General features: G+C 69.7%; 15 protein-coding genes. 5 read left to right on the plus strand and 10 right to left on the minus strand.

Annotation, left to right across the window (positions count from 1 at the left end):
- Positions 1-55 precede the first annotated feature (55 nt).
- Together ACN20J_RS05480 and ACN20J_RS05485 are read right to left on the minus strand one after the other, a co-directional pair.
- A complete protein-coding gene (locus ACN20J_RS05480) occupies positions 56-478 on the minus strand; it encodes an ACT domain-containing protein (protein ID WP_189839007.1) in 423 nt (140 codons plus the stop codon).
- A gap of 9 nt (positions 479-487) precedes the next feature.
- Positions 488-1,081: a CGNR zinc finger domain-containing protein gene (locus tag ACN20J_RS05485; protein ID WP_190228421.1), complete on the minus strand. Its 594-nt coding sequence runs from the start codon at positions 1,079-1,081 to the stop codon at positions 488-490.
- Positions 1,082-1,149: 68 nt separating this feature from the next.
- On the opposite strand from ACN20J_RS05485, the gene ACN20J_RS05490 reads away from it, so the two are divergent.
- The gene (locus tag ACN20J_RS05490) at positions 1,150-1,830 is read left to right on the plus strand and encodes a pyridoxine/pyridoxamine 5'-phosphate oxidase (RefSeq protein ID WP_190228422.1); all 681 of its coding nucleotides are present in this window, start codon (positions 1,150-1,152) and stop codon (positions 1,828-1,830) included.
- Between the two features lie 205 nt (positions 1,831-2,035).
- On the opposite strand, the gene ACN20J_RS05495 is transcribed toward ACN20J_RS05490, so the two are convergent.
- The 5 genes from ACN20J_RS05495 to ACN20J_RS05515 all read right to left on the minus strand — a co-directional run bounded on the left by ACN20J_RS05495 (position 2,036) and on the right by ACN20J_RS05515 (position 6,497).
- Positions 2,036-2,278 (minus strand): DUF397 domain-containing protein, encoded by a 243-nt coding sequence (locus tag ACN20J_RS05495; RefSeq protein WP_055617755.1) that lies wholly within the window; start codon positions 2,276-2,278, stop codon positions 2,036-2,038.
- A gap of 83 nt (positions 2,279-2,361) precedes the next feature.
- Entirely contained in the window at positions 2,362-3,528 is a 1,167-nt protein-coding gene (locus ACN20J_RS05500; protein ID WP_189839004.1) for a thiolase domain-containing protein, read from the minus strand.
- Positions 3,525-4,589: a thiolase domain-containing protein gene (locus ACN20J_RS05505; RefSeq protein WP_189839003.1), complete on the minus strand. Its 1,065-nt coding sequence runs from the start codon at positions 4,587-4,589 to the stop codon at positions 3,525-3,527. The genes ACN20J_RS05500 and ACN20J_RS05505 overlap by 4 nt, the downstream gene beginning before the upstream one ends.
- Positions 4,590-5,531: a Zn-ribbon domain-containing OB-fold protein gene (locus tag ACN20J_RS05510; protein ID WP_189839002.1), complete on the minus strand. Its 942-nt coding sequence runs from the start codon at positions 5,529-5,531 to the stop codon at positions 4,590-4,592. It lies immediately after the preceding gene.
- 165 nt (positions 5,532-5,696) lie between these two features.
- The gene (locus ACN20J_RS05515) at positions 5,697-6,497 is read right to left on the minus strand and encodes a crotonase/enoyl-CoA hydratase family protein (RefSeq protein ID WP_190228423.1); all 801 of its coding nucleotides are present in this window, start codon (positions 6,495-6,497) and stop codon (positions 5,697-5,699) included.
- Between the two features lie 187 nt (positions 6,498-6,684).
- On the opposite strand from ACN20J_RS05515, the gene ACN20J_RS05520 reads away from it, so the two are divergent.
- Both ACN20J_RS05520 and paaK read left to right on the plus strand, forming a co-directional pair.
- Positions 6,685-8,307 carry an acyl-CoA synthetase gene (locus tag ACN20J_RS05520; RefSeq protein WP_190228424.1) on the plus strand — a complete coding sequence of 541 codons (1,623 nt, stop codon included), beginning with the start codon at positions 6,685-6,687 and terminating at the stop codon, positions 8,305-8,307.
- Positions 8,308-8,462: 155 nt separating this feature from the next.
- Positions 8,463-9,758: a phenylacetate--CoA ligase PaaK gene (gene paaK, locus ACN20J_RS05525; RefSeq protein WP_189838999.1), complete on the plus strand. Its 1,296-nt coding sequence runs from the start codon at positions 8,463-8,465 to the stop codon at positions 9,756-9,758.
- A 251-nt stretch (positions 9,759-10,009) separates the two neighbouring features.
- Here paaK and ACN20J_RS05530 read toward each other — a convergent pair whose 3' ends face one another.
- On the minus strand, positions 10,010-10,972 hold the full coding sequence (locus tag ACN20J_RS05530) for an SGNH/GDSL hydrolase family protein (protein ID WP_419665374.1): 963 nt from the start codon (positions 10,970-10,972) through the stop codon (positions 10,010-10,012).
- A 429-nt stretch (positions 10,973-11,401) separates the two neighbouring features.
- On the opposite strand from ACN20J_RS05530, the gene ACN20J_RS05535 reads away from it, so the two are divergent.
- The gene (locus ACN20J_RS05535) at positions 11,402-11,746 is read left to right on the plus strand and encodes a hypothetical protein (protein ID WP_419665375.1); all 345 of its coding nucleotides are present in this window, start codon (positions 11,402-11,404) and stop codon (positions 11,744-11,746) included.
- Positions 11,747-11,873: 127 nt separating this feature from the next.
- Here ACN20J_RS05535 and ACN20J_RS05540 read toward each other — a convergent pair whose 3' ends face one another.
- Both ACN20J_RS05540 and ACN20J_RS05545 read right to left on the minus strand, forming a co-directional pair.
- Positions 11,874-14,081: a sulfatase gene (locus ACN20J_RS05540; protein WP_419665376.1), complete on the minus strand. Its 2,208-nt coding sequence runs from the start codon at positions 14,079-14,081 to the stop codon at positions 11,874-11,876.
- A 166-nt stretch (positions 14,082-14,247) separates the two neighbouring features.
- On the minus strand, positions 14,248-15,750 hold the full coding sequence (locus ACN20J_RS05545) for an acyl-CoA synthetase (RefSeq protein ID WP_361899038.1): 1,503 nt from the start codon (positions 15,748-15,750) through the stop codon (positions 14,248-14,250).
- 132 nt (positions 15,751-15,882) lie between these two features.
- Between ACN20J_RS05545 and ACN20J_RS05550 the strand changes: the two genes are divergently transcribed.
- Complete coding sequence (locus ACN20J_RS05550) at positions 15,883-18,297, plus strand: penicillin acylase family protein (protein WP_419665377.1); 2,415 nt, start codon at positions 15,883-15,885, stop codon at positions 18,295-18,297.
- Positions 18,298-18,401 lie beyond the last annotated feature (104 nt).

Below are 18,401 nucleotides of genomic sequence, written 5' to 3' on the forward strand. Positions count from 1 at the left end.
ACCTACAGGCACCTCAGCGTACGCCCGGAGCCAGTGGCGTGGACCCGTTCGGCCGTTACTGACCGGAGCGGTCGGCCAGGTGTTCCAGCAGGGCGACGGCCTCGGCGGCACGCTCATGTGGCACGAAGAGGTGATCGTGGTGGAAGCCCGCGACGACGTTGCAGCTCAGGCCCGCTTCGGCCAGTGCCTGGGCGACGGCGGCGGTGAGGCCGACGGCGTCCAGCGCGGAGTGGATGCGCAGGGTGATCCATCCGGCCACGAAGTCGTACGTCAGACGCGCGGCGTCGGCGTCCTCCTGCTGGACGACGAGGGTGAGGCCCTCGTCCTCGACGACGGTGACGACCGGTGAGAGTCCTGGGGGCGCCGTGGTCCCTGGGACGGTGGTGAAGACGAAGCGGCCGGGGTGCAGGGCGGGTGCCATACCGCTCAGCAGTCGACCGAGATCACGTTCCGCGTTCTTGCCGCCAGGACCGCCCATACGCGAAGGCTATGCCGTTTTCTTGTGTCGTTCGTGGTGGCGGGCGACCCGGGCACGGTTGCCGCACGAGGGCTTGCACCATTCCTGACGGGGGTGGTCCTTGAGGAAGTAGCGCACACAGCGCGGCGCGTGGCAGGCGCGCAGCCGCTGCCGGTCGGGGCTCGCGAGGAACGCGATGGCCGCGCGGGCGAGGGCCGCGGTGAGCTCGGCCTCGCCGTGCGCGGGTTCCTGGCGTACGACGGGGTCGGCGCCTTCCGTCCACGACAGGACGGGGACGGTCGGGGTCAGGGCCGCGCGGGTGTTGAGCCGCTCGACGGCGTCAGGGACGGGCATGAGCCGGGCGGCGTCGGCCGGGCTCGGCTCGCCGGGGAGCACGGCGCGGGCGAACAGGGCACGCACGGCGGCGCGCACATCCCGTACCGCGGCCAGATCTGTGTCGTCGGCCTCGAACCCGTGGGCGCCGGTCTCCGGACGCTCACGCACCCAGGCGGAGAGGCCCTCCGCGGTGGCCAGGTCGTCGGCGACTCCGCCGTGGCCGTCGTGGCGGATGGTGAGGGCGAGATCCAGGGCGAGACGTGCGTCCACGCCGATCGAGGCGGTCATGGGCTAATGATACGGTCAACCGCATCCATTAGCGCACGGGCACTCTCCTTGGCGCCCGAGCGCGGCCCATGAGCGCCCGAGCGGGGAGTGTGTCGGTGCAGGATCTGCGTCAACTGCTGCGTGGCCTGGAGGTGTTCGCGGGCGAGCTGCCCGTGTTCGACCCGTCCGAGGCTCCGGACACACCGGCGGAGCTGTTCGCCGAGTGGCTGCTCGCCGCCGTGGAGGCCGGGGTGCGCGAGCCGCACGCCATGACCGTCTCCACGGCCGGTGCCGACGGGAATCCCACGGCACGGACCCTGATCCTCAAAGGGCTCGGTCCGGACGGCTGGCAGTTCGCGTCGGACAGCGGCAGCGTCAAGGCCCGAAACCTGGCGGAGCGGCCCTACGCGGCGCTCACCTTCTACTCGTCGCCGCTCGCACGGCAGATCCGGGTACGTGGACCGGTCGCGCCGGAGAGCCCCGAGGACAGTGCGGCCGACTTCCTGGCACGGAGTGCCGGTGCCCGCGCGGAGGCGCTGCTCGGCCGTCAGTCGCGGCCTCTCGCGGACCTCGCCGAGCGCGACACCGCGGTGAAGGAGTCGCTGGCCCGGCTGGAGGCCGAGCCGGATCTCGTGGCACCCGGCTGGACGCTGCACTCGTTGCGCCCCGAGTCCGTCGAGTTCTGGCAGGGCGACAAGGAGCGACGACACACGCGGCTGACGTACGTGCGCTCCGGGGAGGGCTGGGTCAAGCAGTTGCTGTGGCCCTGAAGGGGACGGCTGCCGCGTAGCCGTGACGAGGCGGCCGGCGTGCGGCCGTGACCGGGCCGAGTGCCCGCGAACGGCCCGTCGGCGACCTCGGTTTCCCGGGGCCGGCCTCGCACAGGCCCCGCCCCGGGAAACGGCCGAAGATCGCGTGGCCCGGACAGGGGCGGAACAGCACCCCTCTCGTCGGGTCAGGCTCCCCCACGTGCTCTCACGTGAGGTCGAACTCCCCTTCCCGCGCCCCCGACACGAACGCGCCCCATTCCGCGGGCGTGAAGATCAAAGAGGGGCTTTCCGGGCGGCCACTGTTGCGCATCGCGATGAAGCCTTCGACAAAGGCGATCTGGACATCCCCTTGTCCACGGCTGCTGGAATGCCAGTCGGCGCTGCTGAGGTCAAGCTCCGGCTTGTCCCAGCCCGCGAGCGGGTGCTGCTGGATGGTGCTCTCGGCCACGTCCGTGCTCCTCCCGGTTCGTCGTCCGCGGCCAGCCTAGCTTTCGGTCACTGCCGCGCACAGGCCACGTGAGGGGGACACCGTCACGAGGTGGGCGGCGTGGCTCCGACCAGCCACATCGAGAAGAACTGGGACCCGCCGCCGTAGGCGTGCCCGAGGACCCGGCGGGCACCGTCGACCTGGTGCTCTCCGGCCTGTCCACGCACCTGAAGTGCGGCTTCCGCGAAGCGGATCATCCCGGAGGCCCCGATCGGGTTGGTGGAGAGAACGCCGCCCGACATGTTCACCGGAAGGTCCCCGTCGAGTTCCGTGACCCCGGATTCGGTGAGTTTCCACCCCTCGCCCTCCGCGGCGAAGCCCAGGTTCTCCAGCCACATGGGCTCGTACCAGGAGAACGGGACGTACATTTCCACCGCGTCGATGTCGCGGCGGGGGTCGGCGATACCGGCCTGCCGGTACACGTCGGCCGCGCAGTCCTTGCCGGCCTGCGGCGAGACGAAGTCCTTGCCCGCGAAGAGAGTCGGCTCGCTGCGCATCGCGCCGCCGTGCATCCAGGCCGGCGGGCGCGGCGAACGGGCCGCTCCCGCGCGGTCGGTGAGGATCATCGCGCAGGCGCCGTCGGAGGACGGGCAGGTCTCCGAGTAGCGGATCGGGTCCCAGAGCATGGGCGAGGCCTGGACCTTCTCCAGCGTGATGTCGTGCTCGTGGAGATGCGCGTAGGGGTTCTTGAGCGCGTTGCGGCGGTCCTTGTACGCGACGAGGGAGCCGACCCCGTCGGGGGCGCCGGTGCGTCGCATGTAGGCGCGTACGTGCGGGGCGAAGAAGCCGCCCGCGCCGGCGAGCAGGGGCTGCTGGAAGGGGATCGGCAGGGACAGACCCCACATGGCGTTCGACTCGGACTGCTTTTCGTAGGCGAGGGTCAGTACGGTGCCGTGGACGCGGCCCGCGACGAGGTTCGAGGCGACGAGCGCGGTGGATCCGCCGACCGAGCCCGCGGTGTGGACACGGAGCATCGGTTTGCCCACCGCGCCGAGGGCGTCGGCGAGGTAGAGCTCGGGCATCATGACGCCCTCGAAGAAGTCGGGCGCCTTGCCGATGACGACGGCGTCGATGTCCGCCCACGTCAACTCGGCGTCCGCGAGCGCGCGTTGGGCGGCCTCGCGGACAAGTCCGGCGATCGACACGTCCCTTCGGGCCGCGACGTGCTTGGTCTGGCCGATCCCGACGACGGCCACGGGCTCCTTGCTCATCGCGGGTCTCCCTCCAGTACGGCGACCAGGTTCTGTTGCAGACACGGGCCCGAAGTGGCGTGCGCCAGCGCCCGGTTGGAGTCTCCGCGCTGGATCCGGGCGGCTGCCTCGCCGATGCGGATGAGTCCCGCGGCCATGATGGGGTTGGCGGCGAGCGGTCCCCCGGACGGGTTGACGTCGACGCTGTCGTCCAGCCGCAGGGCCTTGCGCAGCACCACTTCCTGCGAGGTGAACGGGGCGTGCAACTCGGCGGTGTCGACGGGCCGTTCGAATGCTCCGGCCCGTTCCGCCGCCAGCCGCGAGGACGGCGAGTCGGTCAGGTCCCGTACGCCGAGACCGTGTGCCTCGATGCGGTGGTCGATGCCCCGGATCCAGGCGGGCCGCTCGCACAGGTCACGGGCCCGCTCCCCCGCGGCGAGGATCACCGCGGCCGCCCCGTCGCCGATGGGCGGGCAGTCGCCGGTACGCAGGGGGCGTACGGCGTAGTCGCCCCGCTCCACCGAACCCCTCAGCTGAGCATGGGAGTTGTCGGCGGCCGAGGCGCGGCTGCGGGTGGCGACGGCGGCCAGCGCGGGCTCGTCCGTGTCGCCCGCGTCGATGAGTGCCTGCGCCTGGAGAGCGGCCATGGCTATGGAGTCCGGCCACAGGGGCGCCACGTAGTACGGGTCGAGTTGCCGCGTCAGCACGTCCCTCACCGACCCGGGGGACGACTTGCCGTACGCGTACACGAGCGCGGTGTCGGCCTCGCCGGTGAGGAGCTTCGTCCAGGCCTCGTACAGCGCCCACGCCCCGTCCATCTCCACGTGCGACTCGGAGATCGGCGGCCAGGCGCCGACACCGTCGAGCGCCATCGTGAAGGAGAAGGCCCGGCCCGCGAGATAGTCCGTGGACCCCGAGCAGGTGAAGCCGATGTCACTGGTCTTCAGCCCGGTCTGCGCCAGCACTTCGTGCAGGACGGGCATGAGCATCTCCACCTCGGAGAGCTCGTCGGAGGTGCGCAGATGGTCGGTCTGCGCGAAGGCGACGACGGCGATGTCCCTCAGCGGCCTCGGCGCGGGCATCTACACCAGCTCCTTGTACGTGTCGTAGTCCGCGTCGGGTTCGCCGGTGGGCCGGTAGTGGTCGGGGAAGCGGCCCCCGTCGGTCCACACCGGCTCGACGCGCAGGCCCATCCGGACCTGGTCGTAGGGGATGCCGCCGATGCGGCCGTGCAGGGCGAGGTCGGCGCCGTCCAGGGCGATGTGCCCGTAGACGTAGGGCACTTCGATGTCGAGGTTCTTCGCCTTGATGTTGACGATGCAGTACGTGGTGAGTGTGCCGCGCGGCCCCACTTCCACCTGTTCCGATGTGGCCACACCACATGTGGGGCACGCACCCCTCGGCGGGACGTACACCTTGCGGCAGGACGGGCACCGCTCGCCGACGGCCCGCCGGTCCGAGAGCGCGTTGATGTAGCCGGACTGGGCGCGGCCGGGCGAGTAGGTGTAGTCGAGGCGGGCGGGAGCGACGATGCCGGTCACCATGTCCTCGAACCGGCCGTCGCTGCCGGTGAGTTCGGCACTGTCACCGTCGTACGGTTCGAAGCAGGCGATGTCCGTGATGGCGCCCGAGCGTTCCTCGGCCCACCGGACGCGGACCCGCATCCCGGTGTGTACGGAGTCGGGGTCCGGGGCGTCGAGGGCGTGCAGCAGGCCGGTGTCGGCGCCGTCGAGTTTCACCAGGACCCAGGCGAACGGCGTGTCCAGCGGCTGGCCCCGGCGGGGTTCGTGGTTCCAGGCCCACGTGGTGACGGTCCCGGTGGACCCGACCTCGACCAGCTCACCGATCTCTTCCGAGGTGACGGGGTCGTACTCGACGGGCGGCACCAGGGTCCGCCCGTCCCGGGTCTTCACCCCGAGCACGACCCGCTCACGCAGCCCGGTGAGAAACGCGCTCTGGACGGGGCCGAGGGACCGAGTGAAGGGAAACTCGACGACGAGGGGTGCTTTGAGGACTTCGGGCACGGTATCTCCTCATGGGACGGATGACCGCGTCCCGTCTGGGGGGGGCGCGGGCTGTGGCACCTGCGGCGCTGTCGCATGGGCACGACCGGCGCCCCTTCCGGGGCGCGGGGAACTGCGCGACCAGCCACAACGAGCCCGCAGCTTCAAACCGGCCGCACGCGGAGCTCACTCCCTCCGATACACCGGCGGCCGCTTCTCCGCGAAGGCCCGCGCCCCCTCCTTCGCATCGGCCGTGTCAAAGACCGGCCACCCCCTCTTCAGCTCGGCCGCAAGCCCGTCCCCCTCGCTCATCTCGGCGGTCTCGTACACGGACGCCTTCACGGCCTCGACGGCGAGCGGACCACAGGCGTTGACCTGCCCGGCGATCTCGAGGGCCTTCTCCAGGGCCGTCCCGTCGGGGACGACATGCCCGATCAGACCGATGTCGGCGGCCTCCCGCGCCGAGTACGCACGGCCGGTGAGCAGCATCTCCAGCGCGTGCGTCCGCGGAATCTGCCGCTGGAGACGGACCGTCGAGCCACCGATCGGGAACAGACCGCGCTTCACCTCGAAGAGCCCGAACGTGGCGGACTCCCCCGCGACCCGGATGTCGGTCCCCTGGAGGATCTCGGTACCGCCGGCCACACAGTGGCCCTCGACCGCGGCGATCACGGGCTTGCGCGGGCGGTGGTGGCGCAGCATCGCCTTCCAGTGCAGATCGGGGTCGGCCTTGAGGCGGTCCCGGTACTGCTGGCCCTCCATCCCCTTGCCCGCGAGGGCCTTGAGGTCCATGCCGGCACAGAACGCGCCGCCCGCGCCGGTGAGGACGATCGAGCGGATGGCGTCGTCCGCGTCGGCCTCGACCCAGCCGTCGTACAGGCCGACCAGCATCGGAAGCGAGAGCGCGTTCTTGGCCTCGGGCCTGTTGAGCGTGAGCACCAGTGTGGCGCCTTCGCGCTGCACGGTGAGGTGTTCCGTACCACCCATTGCCGTCCTCCCGTCTCAGGAACGAGAACAGGTTGCAGGAGTGGAGGGGCCAGTTCAAGGGTTTTCTGACAGTCAGTCAGATTTCTTCTGCGCGGACCCTTCACAGTTGTGGCGGGCTTTGCTCTGATGACCGGCGAAGCGATGACGCACGTCCATTCGTCGAAGCTTGCCGGGGTCAGGAGGAGCGGTGGAGTACAACCTTGCCGACCTGTTCGAGTCGGTCGTCGACGTGGTCCCCGACCGCGAGGCGCTCGTCTACATCGACCACCCCGGTACGGGTGCGGAGCGCCGGCTCACGTACGCGGAACTGGACGCGGCGGCCAACCGCGTCGCCCACCACCTGATCGACAGCGGCATACGCCCCGGTGAGCATCTCGGGCTGCACCTCTACAACGGCATCGAGTACCTCCAGACCGTCCTCGGCTGCCTCAAGGCCAGGATCGTGCCGGTCAACGTCAACTACCGCTATGTGGAAGAGGAGTTGGTCTACCTCTACCGGGACGCGGATCTGGCGGCGCTGGTCTTCGACACGGAGTTCACCGAGCGGGTCGCGGCGGCCCTGCCACGCGCCTCGGCACTACGGCATCTTGTCCGGGTCGGCGCTCCGGCCCCTGACGCACCCGCGCTGCCGACGGTGGTGGACTTCGCCGACATCGAGGCCTCCGGATCGTCCGAGCGTGGCTTCCTGCCCCGCTCCCCCGACGACCAGTTCATCATCTACACCGGCGGCACGACCGGGATGCCCAAGGGTGTGATGTGGCGTCAGGAGGACCTGTTCTTCTCGGGGTTGGGCGGCGGCGCTCCGACCGGTGAGCCGGTGAAGACGCCGGAGGAGGTCGCCGAGCGGGTCGCGGCCGGCGGCGAGGGGATCACCTTCTTCCCCACGCCCCCGCTGATGCACGGCACCTCGACCCTGACCGCCTTCATCGGCTTCAACTTCGGCCAACGCATCGTGATCCACCGCAAGTTCGTGCCCGAGGAGGTGCTGCGGACCATCGAGAAGGAGAAGGTCACCAGCGTGTCGCTGGTCGGCGACGCGATGCTGCGGCCCCTCATCGACGCGCTGAACGGGCCCATGAAGGGCACCGACACCTCGTCCATGTTCAGCGTCTCCTCCTCCGGCGCGATCATGTCGGAGACGGTGCGCGCGCAGTTCCAGGCGCTCATTCCGAACGTCATGCTGCTCAACAACTTCGGCTCCTCCGAATCCGGCTTCAACGGCACGGCGACGGAGGACTCCGGCCCCGACCGCGGGTTCCGGATCCGCGTCAACTCCCGTACGCAGGTGGTGGATCCGGCGACGTACGAGCCGGTCCCCGTCGGCGAGGTGGGGCGCGTCGCCCAGCGCGGCCATGTGCCCCTCGGCTACTACAACGACCCCAAGAAGACCGCCGAGACCTTCTACGAGAAGGACGGCGCGCGGTGGGTGCTGCTCGGCGACATGGCGACCGTCGACGAGGAAGGGGTCGTCACCGTCCTCGGGCGCGGCTCGCAGTGCATCAACACCGGCGGCGAGAAGGTGTACCCGGAGGAGGTCGAGCAGGCGCTCAAGTCGCATCCCGACGTCTACGACGCGCTGGTCGCCGGAGTGCCCGACGCGAAGTGGGGCAACCACGTGGCGGCCGTGGTCCAGCTGCGCACAGGCGCCGGGCAGCCGTCCCTGGACGACATCCAGACCCACTGCCGCACTCATCTCGCGGGCTACAAGATCCCGCGCCAGCTGGTGATCACGGACTCCATCCAGCGCTCCCCGAGCGGCAAGGCCGACTACCGGTGGGCGCGCTCGGTGGCGGCGGAGGCCGCCCACTAGACCGAACCCCTCGAGCTCGGCGTGGACCCTACCTCTTTCCTGTGTGGCCGCCCTCATGTCTTGACGACCGCCCGTGCCCCTGAATTACTGATCCAGAGCAGAGCGACCGAATGATCGGTCGCCCGTAATGGATCGTTTGGTGAGGGAGCGGCCCCATGGCGGATTCGACGGACCTGCTGGACGAGGGCGAGCGGCTCGACGCGGAGGGGCTGCGCGCACTCCAGCTGGAGCGGCTGAGGGCATCGCTGCGGCACGCGTACGAGAACGTGCCCTTCTACCGGGACTCCTTCGACAAGGCGGGGCTCCGGCCCGAGGACTGCCACTCGCTCGCCGATCTGGCGCGCTTCCCGTTCACCACGAAGGCGGACCTGCGCGAGAACTATCCGTACGGGATGTTCGCCGTGCCGCAGGACCGTATCCGCCGCATCCACGCGTCGAGCGGTACCACCGGGCGACCCACGGTCGTCGGCTACACCGAGAACGACCTTTCCATGTGGTCCGACATGGTGGCCCGCTCGCTCCGCGCGGCCGGCGCCCGGCCCGGTGACACGGTGCATGTGGCGTACGGCTACGGGCTGTTCACCGGCGGGCTCGGCGCCCACTACGGCGCCGAACGGCTCGGTTGTACGGTCATTCCGGCGTCCGGCGGCATGACCGCGCGCCAGGTGCAGCTGATCCAGGATCTGAAGCCCGGGATCATCATGGTGACGCCCTCCTACATGCTGACGCTCCTCGACGAGTTCGAGCGGCAGGGCGTGGACCCGCGGGGCACCTCGCTACGGGTGGGCGTCTTCGGTGCCGAGCCCTGGACCGAGGAGATGCGCCGGGAGATCGAGGAGCGGTTCGCGATCGACGCGGTCGACATATACGGGCTGTCGGAGGTGATCGGCCCGGGAGTCGCCCAGGAGTGCGTCGAGACGAAGGACGGACTGCACATCTGGGAGGACCACTTCTACCCGGAGATCGTCGATCCGTTCACCGGCGAGGTGCTGCCGGACGGCGAGGAGGGCGAGCTGGTCTTCACCTCGCTCACCAAGGAAGCCATGCCCGTGATCCGCTACCGGACCCGGGACCTCACACGGCTGCTGCCCGGCACGGCCCGGAACTTCCGCCGGATGCAGAAGATCACCGGGCGCAGTGACGACATGGTCATCCTGCGCGGCGTGAACCTCTTCCCCACCCAGATCGAGGAGATCGTCCTGCGCACACCGGGCGTCGCCCCGCACTTCCAGCTGCGGCTCACCCGCGACGGCCGTCTCGACGCGCTCACCGTGCGCGCCGAGGCCCGGGCCGGCGCCACGCCCGAGATCCGCGACGAGGCCGCGCGCTCCATCACGGCGGCCGTGAAGGACGGCATCGGCGTCTCGGTCACCGTCGAGATCGTCGAACCGGAGTCGCTGGAGCGGTCCGTGGGGAAGATCAAGCGGATCATGGACCTGCGCCCGCGCTAGACCCTCCGCCTGCCGCCTGCCGCCTGCCGCCTGCCGCCTGCCGACGGGATCAGCCTGATGGGGCCCGATCCCGTCAAGTCGACCACTCCCACCGTGATCCCGTAGCGCTGCCACAGCCCAACAGGGAGTTGTCGGTGATCGCAGGAGCATGGTGAATGCGTCTGCTTCGGTGCGGTCGCGTCGGAGGCAAGGGTCGGGAGCCGCATCCGGCCGGTGGCCCGATGCGGCTCCCTGGGGATGCCTCAGATCGCTCAGTTCACACCGAGAGCGTTCAGGATCGCGACGGCCACGTGATCGGAGGCGTTCTTGTGGCCCTTGGCGTTGGGGTGCACGAAGGCCACCTCGGTCGGGAAGGTGGCGAAGACGCCCTCGACCCACTTGCCCGCGTCGCAGACGCTGTGGTTCCGGGAGGAGTCGGCGAGGCCGACGAACGTGTCGCCGCGCTCACCAGCCCTCTTCTCGATGGTGGCGTTGAGCGGTCCCAGGACGTCGTCACGCAGCCAGTCCAGGTCCCCCGCGGTGATCGAGGCGAACTGCTCCCAGTCGTTGTACCGGCACTTGGAGGTGTCCTCGGGGATGACCGTCGGGTAGCCGACGTTCACGATCTTGGCGTGCGGTGCGCGCTCGTGCAGGGTGGCGAGCATGGCGTCGTAGTCCTGGCTCACCTTGGCCAGCCGGCCGGGGATGTCGCCGGCCAGGTCGTCGCGGCACGGCGTGCCGACGCCGCCGCTGCCGTCGCCGAGTTGCAGGCAGGTGAAGAGGATCTCGGCGAATCCGAGGGTGTTGCCGCCGACGCCGACGGTGATCACGTCGGTGCCCGTGTGGGCCGCCTCGGACTGGGGCGGTACCGGGGGGAACGGGTAGTCCGGGTCTTCCGAGAAGGGCGGCAGGTGGCGGCCGATCGGCTGCTGGGCGTTGAAGGTGACGTCCTCGATGGTGGCGGCCCCGCAGCTGACGTTGGTCAGCTCGATCAGCGAGCCGAGGTCACGGTCGATGACCTGCGGGTAGGACTGGTCGGTGCGTTCACAGCCGTCGCGGGGCACTTCGAATGTATCGCCCGCCGCCGGGATGACTCCGGCGGTGTAGGAGTCACCCAGGGCGACCCATTCGTAGGACGCCGCGGCTGCCGGGGTTGCGCCGGCGAGTTGTACGGGGACGAGTGCGGCTGCGGCGAGTGCCGCGGCGGAACCCAGGACAGCCAGTCGAGTACGCACGTTTGCCACGAATCCTCCATTGATACGAGAGATGCGGTTTTGGCGACGCTATGACCGTACAAAGGTGATAACTCAGTGCACTAGATCCAATACGGACAGTTACTGTCCGTCGGATCTCCCGGGCTCCCTCGATCACGGGCGACGTGTTCCGACCGGTCGGGCTCGGAATGGGTACCGAGCACGTCCTCCAACTGACCGTTCTGGCATGGTTCTTGATCGCCGGTAAGGCGCCACTGGGCGATTCGCCAGACGCCGGCCCGGCGCGGGATCCCCGCCCGTTGTCTTGTTCGCGTCTTCCGGGGGGGCAGCACTTTCAAGATCACCCTTACGTGCTGTGACGAGTTCTCGAAGGCGCCGACGCTCCAGGGCATGCTCCGGAACGGATCATCGGCCGCCGGCCGACGTCCATCGAGCAGAGGACCTTCCCCCGTGCGTTTTCGTCATGCGGTCGGCGCCGCCATCGGTGCCCTCGCCCTCATCGTGACCGTCCCCACCTCGGCCAACGCCATCGACGGCAACTTCTTCTACCAGTACGGCGACTCGGCCGGCCCGACTGCCGGAACACTGGAGAATCCGGAGCAGGGCGTGTGCATCAACATCCCCGAGGTCGAGGGCAAACCCGGCACCGCGTTCTCGCCGAGGAACCAGCTGCCGGACGCCGACGCCATGGTCTACAGCGAAGAGGACTGCCAGGGTGTGGGCACGAAGCTTGACCCGGACGCAGAGCTCGGCCCCGACGTGAAGTTCAAGTCCGTGATCTTCGAAGTGGCCTGAGCCGCACGGTCCGCCCCGGTGCGCCGCCACCGTCCGCACCGGGGCGCGGCCATGGTCGCGACGCGAGCGACGGAGAAGGCACAGGCCCCGCGGTCCGGGACCCGTGCCATCGCCGACGGCAACGCCTCTACCGCTTGACGGGCGTCGAACCGTACGCGGTCAGGAAGCGGTCGCGGAAGGAATCCATCCGCCACACCGGCGCCGTCTTGTCGGGCTTGATGCCGTCCGTCCAGCCCCAGTCGTCGATCTTGTCGAGTACGGACTTGTCGTGGGCGACGATCGAGACGGGCACGTCCCGGCTGGCGTTGCTGCCGCTGACGCTGGCCAGCGGCTGGTGGTCGCCGAGGAAGACGAGGACCGTGTTCTTGCTGCCGTACTTCACCACGTAGTCGATGAGGGAGTTCACCGAGTACTGGATGGACTTGCCGTACTCCTCCTTGACCTTCTTGGAGTCGTAGAACACGTCCGCGGGGTCCTTGCCCGCCTTCTCGATGCCCTCGTAGACCGAGCCGTCACCGACCTGGTCCCAGGGGATCATCTTGGGGATCGGGGCCCAGGGCTGGTGGCTTGAGGTCAGGATGATCTCCGACATCAGCGGCTTGTCGCGCTTCTTGCCGTGCTCAAGGCGCTCGAAGGCGCTCAGGGCGTACTGGTCGGGCATGGTCGACCAGCTGAACTTCGGTCCCTCGTAGCCGAGTTCGCGGGAGTCATAGACGTTGTCGAGGCCGTAGAACTTGCCCTCCGGCCAGTTCTTCTGGATGCCAGGCATGACACCTACGGTCCGCCAGGCGCCGGTGCGCTTGAAGGCGCCGGTGAGGGTCAGGTGCTCGCCCGCGGTGACGGTGCGGTAGCGGTTCTGGTTGTTGATCCACAGGCCCGACAGGAAGGTCGAGTGGCCGAGCCAGCTGCTGCCGCCGTACGTCGCCGAGGTGAGCCAGCCGCTCTTGGCGGAGTAGCCGGCCTTGGTCAGTGCCTCGTTCTTGGCCGTGAGCGTCGCGTCGACGCCCGCGGCGGTGGCCTCGTCCTCGATCGCGCTGCGGCCGTAGCTCTCGATAAAGGCGATCATGACGTCCTTGCCGCGCAGGTCGGTGAGCAGCTGGTCGCCGGGGGTGCCGCCGAAGGCGTCCTTCTTGGCCTCCTTGGCGAACGCCGCCTCGTCCTTGAGGGTCGCCTGCACCCGGTTCACCCGGTCCTCGACGCGGGCGACCGTGGTCCTGGCCGCGATCCCCGGACCGGACAGCTGCAGGCCGAGCGCCGCGCAGGTGACCCAGGCGGTGCCGACCACCAGGGTGACGCGGCTGGCCGCGTCGCGATTGCGGGTCATGACGTTGCTCACCCGGAGCACCGCCAGGGTCATCAGGACGAGGACGATGAGGACGAGGGCCACGACCGCGACCACGGCGCCGATCGCGCCGCCGTTGCCCATCGTGTCCTTGAGGTACGACTGCGCGTCGTCGAACAGGACCCAGTCGAGGACCACGTTGAACCCTCGGCCGAGGAACATGTTGAAGCCGACGTCGAGGAGGTTCAGGACGGTCAGCACGCCGAGGATCGCGCCGGACAGGATCGCCACCACTATCCGCGGCCTGCGCGGCAGGACGATGAGCACCGCGGCGCCGAGGACCGCCTCCACCGGGATGCGCAGGAAAACGCCGGGCGTGAACTTGGGGGCGGAGGTCGGCATGAGAAGCGCGAAGCAGATCAGCAGGAGGGACAGCCCCGTGACGGTCCATCCCACGTTGCGCGCGGCGACAGGGTGCCGGTCCCGCCACTTGCCGGGGGCGGCGGGCTCGTCCGGGGGCCCGGCGGGGCCGTCGCCGGCGGAGGTGTCCTCGTCGGTGCCGGTGTCGCCCTCGTCTGCGGGGTCCGTCTCGGCGGCCGGGCTCTCCTCGACCGCGAGGTCCTTCGCGGCGGCCTTGCTCTCCTCGACTGCAGGAGCCTCGCCGGAGGGCGTCTCCTTCTCCCTCGCGGAAGCCTCTTCGGCAGGCGCTTCCTCCTGCTCCCCGGAAACCTTGTCAGAAGCCGTGTCCGTGTCGATGTCGGCGACAGGTTCCTCTTCGGAGGCGGTGGTCCCCTCCTCCGCAGGCACCTCCCCCGCAGCCCCCTCATCGGCGGCGGTGGCCTTCTCGGCACCGTCCCTCTCAGCGCTCTTAGAGCTCTCAGAAGAAACGGCATGCTCGGCCGCAACGCCCTCTGCGGGGGCGACCTCTTCGAGCGGGGTGCTGTGCTGGATGTCGTCGGAGGTGTCCGCCGGAGGGGCCTCCGGTGTCACTTCGGGCTCCGGGGTTGTCCGGTCCATGTCCGGCAGCTGGTGAGAGTTCGTGGTGCGCGACAACCCGAAGGTCCTTCCGTGCGAAACCCGGTGGTGATCCGGCGGACCAGGCTCGGGTAGTCGGGCCGCCGTTACTGGTACGGCTCACCGGCGGATTCAGTTCACCGGCCGAGGATCCGACCACCAGGGATTCAACCACCGGGAGTGCGAACGTCGTGCCCGGCAAAGGTCAAGCCTCTCCCAACCGGTCCCGCAGCTCCCGCTTGAGGATCTTCCCGCTGGCGTTACGGGGCAGTTCGTCCACGAACACCACCCGCTTCGGCGCCTTGAAGTGGGCGAGGTTCTCGCGCGCGTGGGCGACCAGTTCGTCCTCCGTGACCGTGCCGCGGGGGACGACCACCGCGGTCACGGCCTCGATCCAGCGGTCGTCCGGCAGCCCGATCACCGCGACCTCGGCCACCTCGGGATGTGTGTAGAGCGCGTCCTCGACCTGTCGTGAAGCGACCAGGACGCCCCCGGAGTTGATGACGTCCTTCACCCGGTCGACGACGGTGAAGTACCCCTGGGCGTCCCGCACCACGAGATCGCCGGAGTGGAACCAGCCGTCCCGGAAGGCCTCGGCGGTCTCCTCGGGCTTGTCCCAGTAGCCCTCGCACAACTGCGGTGACCGGTAGACGACTTCACCGGTCGTGCCGTCGGGCACGTCCTTGCCGTTCTCGTCGACCACTCTCGCGTCCACGAACAGCACCGGACGTCCGCAGGAGTCCAGGCGTGCCTTCCGGTGCTCGTTCGGCGCGAGGACCATGGACAGCGGGCCGATCTCGCTCTGGCCGAAACAGTTGTAGAAGGCCAGTTTGGGGAGCCGTTCCCGCAGCCGTTCCAGGACGGGCACCGGCATGATCGACGCCCCGTAGTAGGCCTTGCGCAGTCCGCTCAGGTCGCGGGTCGCGAAGTCGGGGCGGTTCGACAGGCCGATCCACACGGTGGGCGGCGCGAAGAGGCTGTCCGCGCGACCGGCCTCGATCAGGTCGAAGAGCTGCTCGGCGTCGGGTGCGTCGAGGATGGTGTTCCGCGCGCCGACCGCGAGATACGGCAGGAGGAACACATGCATCTGCGCCGAGTGGTACAGCGGCAACGAGTGGACGGGCAGGTCGCCCGCACTCAGGTCGAGCGCGGTGATCGCGCTCAGGTACTCGTGCACCAGCGCGCGGTGCGTCATCATCGCGCCCTTGGGCAGGGCCGTCGTCCCGGAGGTGTAGAGCAGTTGCACCAGATCCTCGGTGCGCGGCTCGGGACCGTCGTACGGAGGTGTCGACTCCAGCCGCGCGAGCAGCGAGTCGTCGGAGTCGCGCAGCGGCATCACCCGTACGCCGTCGGGGAGTCGGTCCGCGAGGTCGGGGTCGGCCAGGACGAGCGTGCTGCCGGACTGGCCGACGATGTACGAGAGGTCGTCGCCCGTCAGGTTCTGGTTGACCGGTACGTGTACGAGCCCGGCCCGGGAGCAGGCCAGGAAGCCGATGAGGTACGCGTCCGAGTTGTGGCCGTAGGCGCCGACACGGTCGCCGGGAGCCAGGCCCGAGGAGGTCAGCACCTGGGCCGCGCGGGAAACGGCCTCGTCGAGTTCGGCGTACGTCCAGGAGCGGTCGCGGTAGGTGACCGCTGTGCGCTCGGGGGTACGTCGGGCACTGCGGCGCAGCACCCCGTCAACCGTGCTGCCGTGTCCAGGCGTCATGACACGTGATCCTCGTTCCGTTCGGCGAGCGGGGTCAAGTCCCGTACCCGGAGGTCAGGACCCGGGCGCCTGCCCGGCGTAGCCCGTTGTCACGCTCAACCGCCCCTTCCCTCAATGATGTTGGGAGGCACGATGCGCACCCGCCTGAGACAGCTTCTCGTCACGGCCGTCGCCCTGGCGACCGCCTCGGCCGCGCTGCCGGCCGCTACGGCTCAGAGCCAGGACCGTCAGGAACGTCCCGCCCACGGTGGTCTGTCCGCCGTCGTCCGCTACACCGAGTACGGCATTCCGCACGTCGTCGCGAAGGACTACGCGAATCTCGGCTTCGGCACCGGATGGGCGCAGGCCGCCGACCAGGTGTGTGTGCTCGCCGACGGCTTCGTGACCGTCCGCGGCGAGCGTTCCCGCGTCTTCGGCCCCGAGGCGGCGCCGGACGGCTCGCTCTCGTCGGCCGGCGAGAACCTCTCCAGCGACCTGTACTTCCGCGGGGTGCGGGACGCCGGCACCGTACAGAAGCTCCTCGACCAGCCCGCGCCCCGAGGGCCGAGCCGTCAGGTGAAGGACCTGATGCGCGGCTGGGCGGCCGGCTACAACGCCTGGCTGAAGCAGAAACGGATCAGCGACCCGGCGTGCAGGGGAGCCTCCTGGGTGCGGCCGGTCACCGCGCTCGATGTGGCCACCCGTTTGTACGCCTTGGCCGTGCTCGGCGGCCAGGGAGGCACCGTCGACGACATCACCGCCGCTCGGCCGCCCACCGGCTCCGCCGCCCCGGGCACCCCGGCTGCCCGCACCCCGGACGCCGAGGACCTCGTCCGAGCCGTGCGCGAACTGCTGCCCGACGGCTCCATGGGTTCCAACGCGGTCGCCTTCGACGGCAGCACGACGGCGAACGGCCGTGGTCTGCTGCTGGGCAACCCGCACTATCCGTGGCACGGCGGGCGCCGGTTCTGGCAGGCGCAGCAGACGATCCCGGGCGAGCTGAACGTCTCGGGCGGCTCGCTGCTCGGCACACCGACGATCTCCATCGGCTACAACGCGCATGTGGCGTGGAGCCACACCGTCTCGACCGGTGTCCCCTTCACCATCCATCAGCTGACGCTGGTTCCGGGCGACCCGACGGCCTATCTGGTCGACGGCACGCCCGAGCGGATGACCGAGCGAACCGTGACCGTCGCGGTCAAGGACGGCTCACCGGTGACCCGGACACAGTGGTGGACCCGCTACGGCCCGGTGCTCTCCTCCCCCGACGGCGAACTGCCGCTGCCCTGGACCACGACGACGGCGTACGCGCTGAACGACCCGAACGCGGCTAACCTGCGCTTCGCCGACACCTCCCTCGGTTTCAGCAAGGCGCGCAGCACCGCCGACGTCCTCGGATCACTCACCCGGAACCAGGGATTGCCCTGGGTGAACACCGTCGCGGCCGACTCCTCGGGGCACTCCCTGTTCAGCCAGTCGCAGGTACTGCCCCGGGTCACGAACGAGTTGGCGACCCGCTGCTCGACCGCGCTCGGCAAGGCCACGTATCCGGCCGCTGGGGTCGCGGTCCTCGACGGCTCGCGCGGCGACTGCGTACTGGGCAGTGACGCCGACGCCGTACAGCCGGGGATCTTCGGGCCGGCGCGGATGCCGACGCTGAAGGACGCGCCGTACGCGGAGAACTCCAACGACAGTGCCTGGCTGGCCAACGCCGACCGGCCGCTGACGGGTTACGAGCGGATCTTCGGCACGGTCGGAACCCAGCGCTCGATGCGCACCCGCGGCGCGATCGAGGACGTGGCCGCGATGGCCGAACGCGGTGAGCTGACCGTCAAGGACCTTCAGCGCCAGCAGTTCGCCAACCGGGTGACCGCGGGTGATCTCGCGGCGGACACCACCGCCCGCGCGTGTGCGGCGCTCCCGGGAGGCTCGGCAACAGGCAGCGACGGCAAGGCAGTTGACGTCACGGAGGCCTGCGGTGTGTTCAAGGCGTGGGACCACTCCATGGACACCGACAGCAGGGGCGCGCTGCTCTTCGACCGGTTCTGGCGGAAGCTGATCAGGGCGGTGCCGGGTGCGCAGCTGTGGAAGGTGCCGTTCTCGGCGGCGGACCCGGTCCGCACCCCGAACACGCTGAACACGGACGCGCCGGGCTTCGCCAGGGCCCTCGCCGACACCGTGGCCGAACTGCGTACGGCGGGGATCACCCTGGACGCGAAACTCGGGGCGAACCAGTTCGTCGTACGCGGTGGTCAGCGCATCCCGGTTCCGGGCGGCACCGAGTCGCTCGGCGTGTGGAACAAGATCGAGCCGGTGTGGGACTCGGCGGCCGGCGGCTACACCGAGGTCTCCATGGGTTCGAGCCACGTCCAGGCGGTCGGCTGGGACGGCAGCGGCTGCCCGGTGGCCCGGACGCTCCTCACGTACTCCCAGTCGTCGAATCCGAACTCGGACCATTTCGCCGACCAGACGCGGCTGTTCTCGCGCGAGAAGTGGGCGACGTCCCGCTTCTGCGAGAAGGACATCCTCTCCTCGCCCGCGCTCAAGGTCGTGCGAGTGCACGAATAGGCAGGCGCACATGTGGTCCCGCCCCATGTGGGACGCCGTTGGCGAATTGGGGCCCTGTGCGTGACGTCGGCCTACACGACCTGGTTGTGGTCGTGTAGGCCGAC

The sequence above is a fragment of the Streptomyces sp. 2-1 genome (genome assembly GCF_048564895.1).
Lineage (GTDB): Bacteria > Actinomycetota > Actinomycetes > Streptomycetales > Streptomycetaceae > Streptomyces > Streptomyces phaeochromogenes.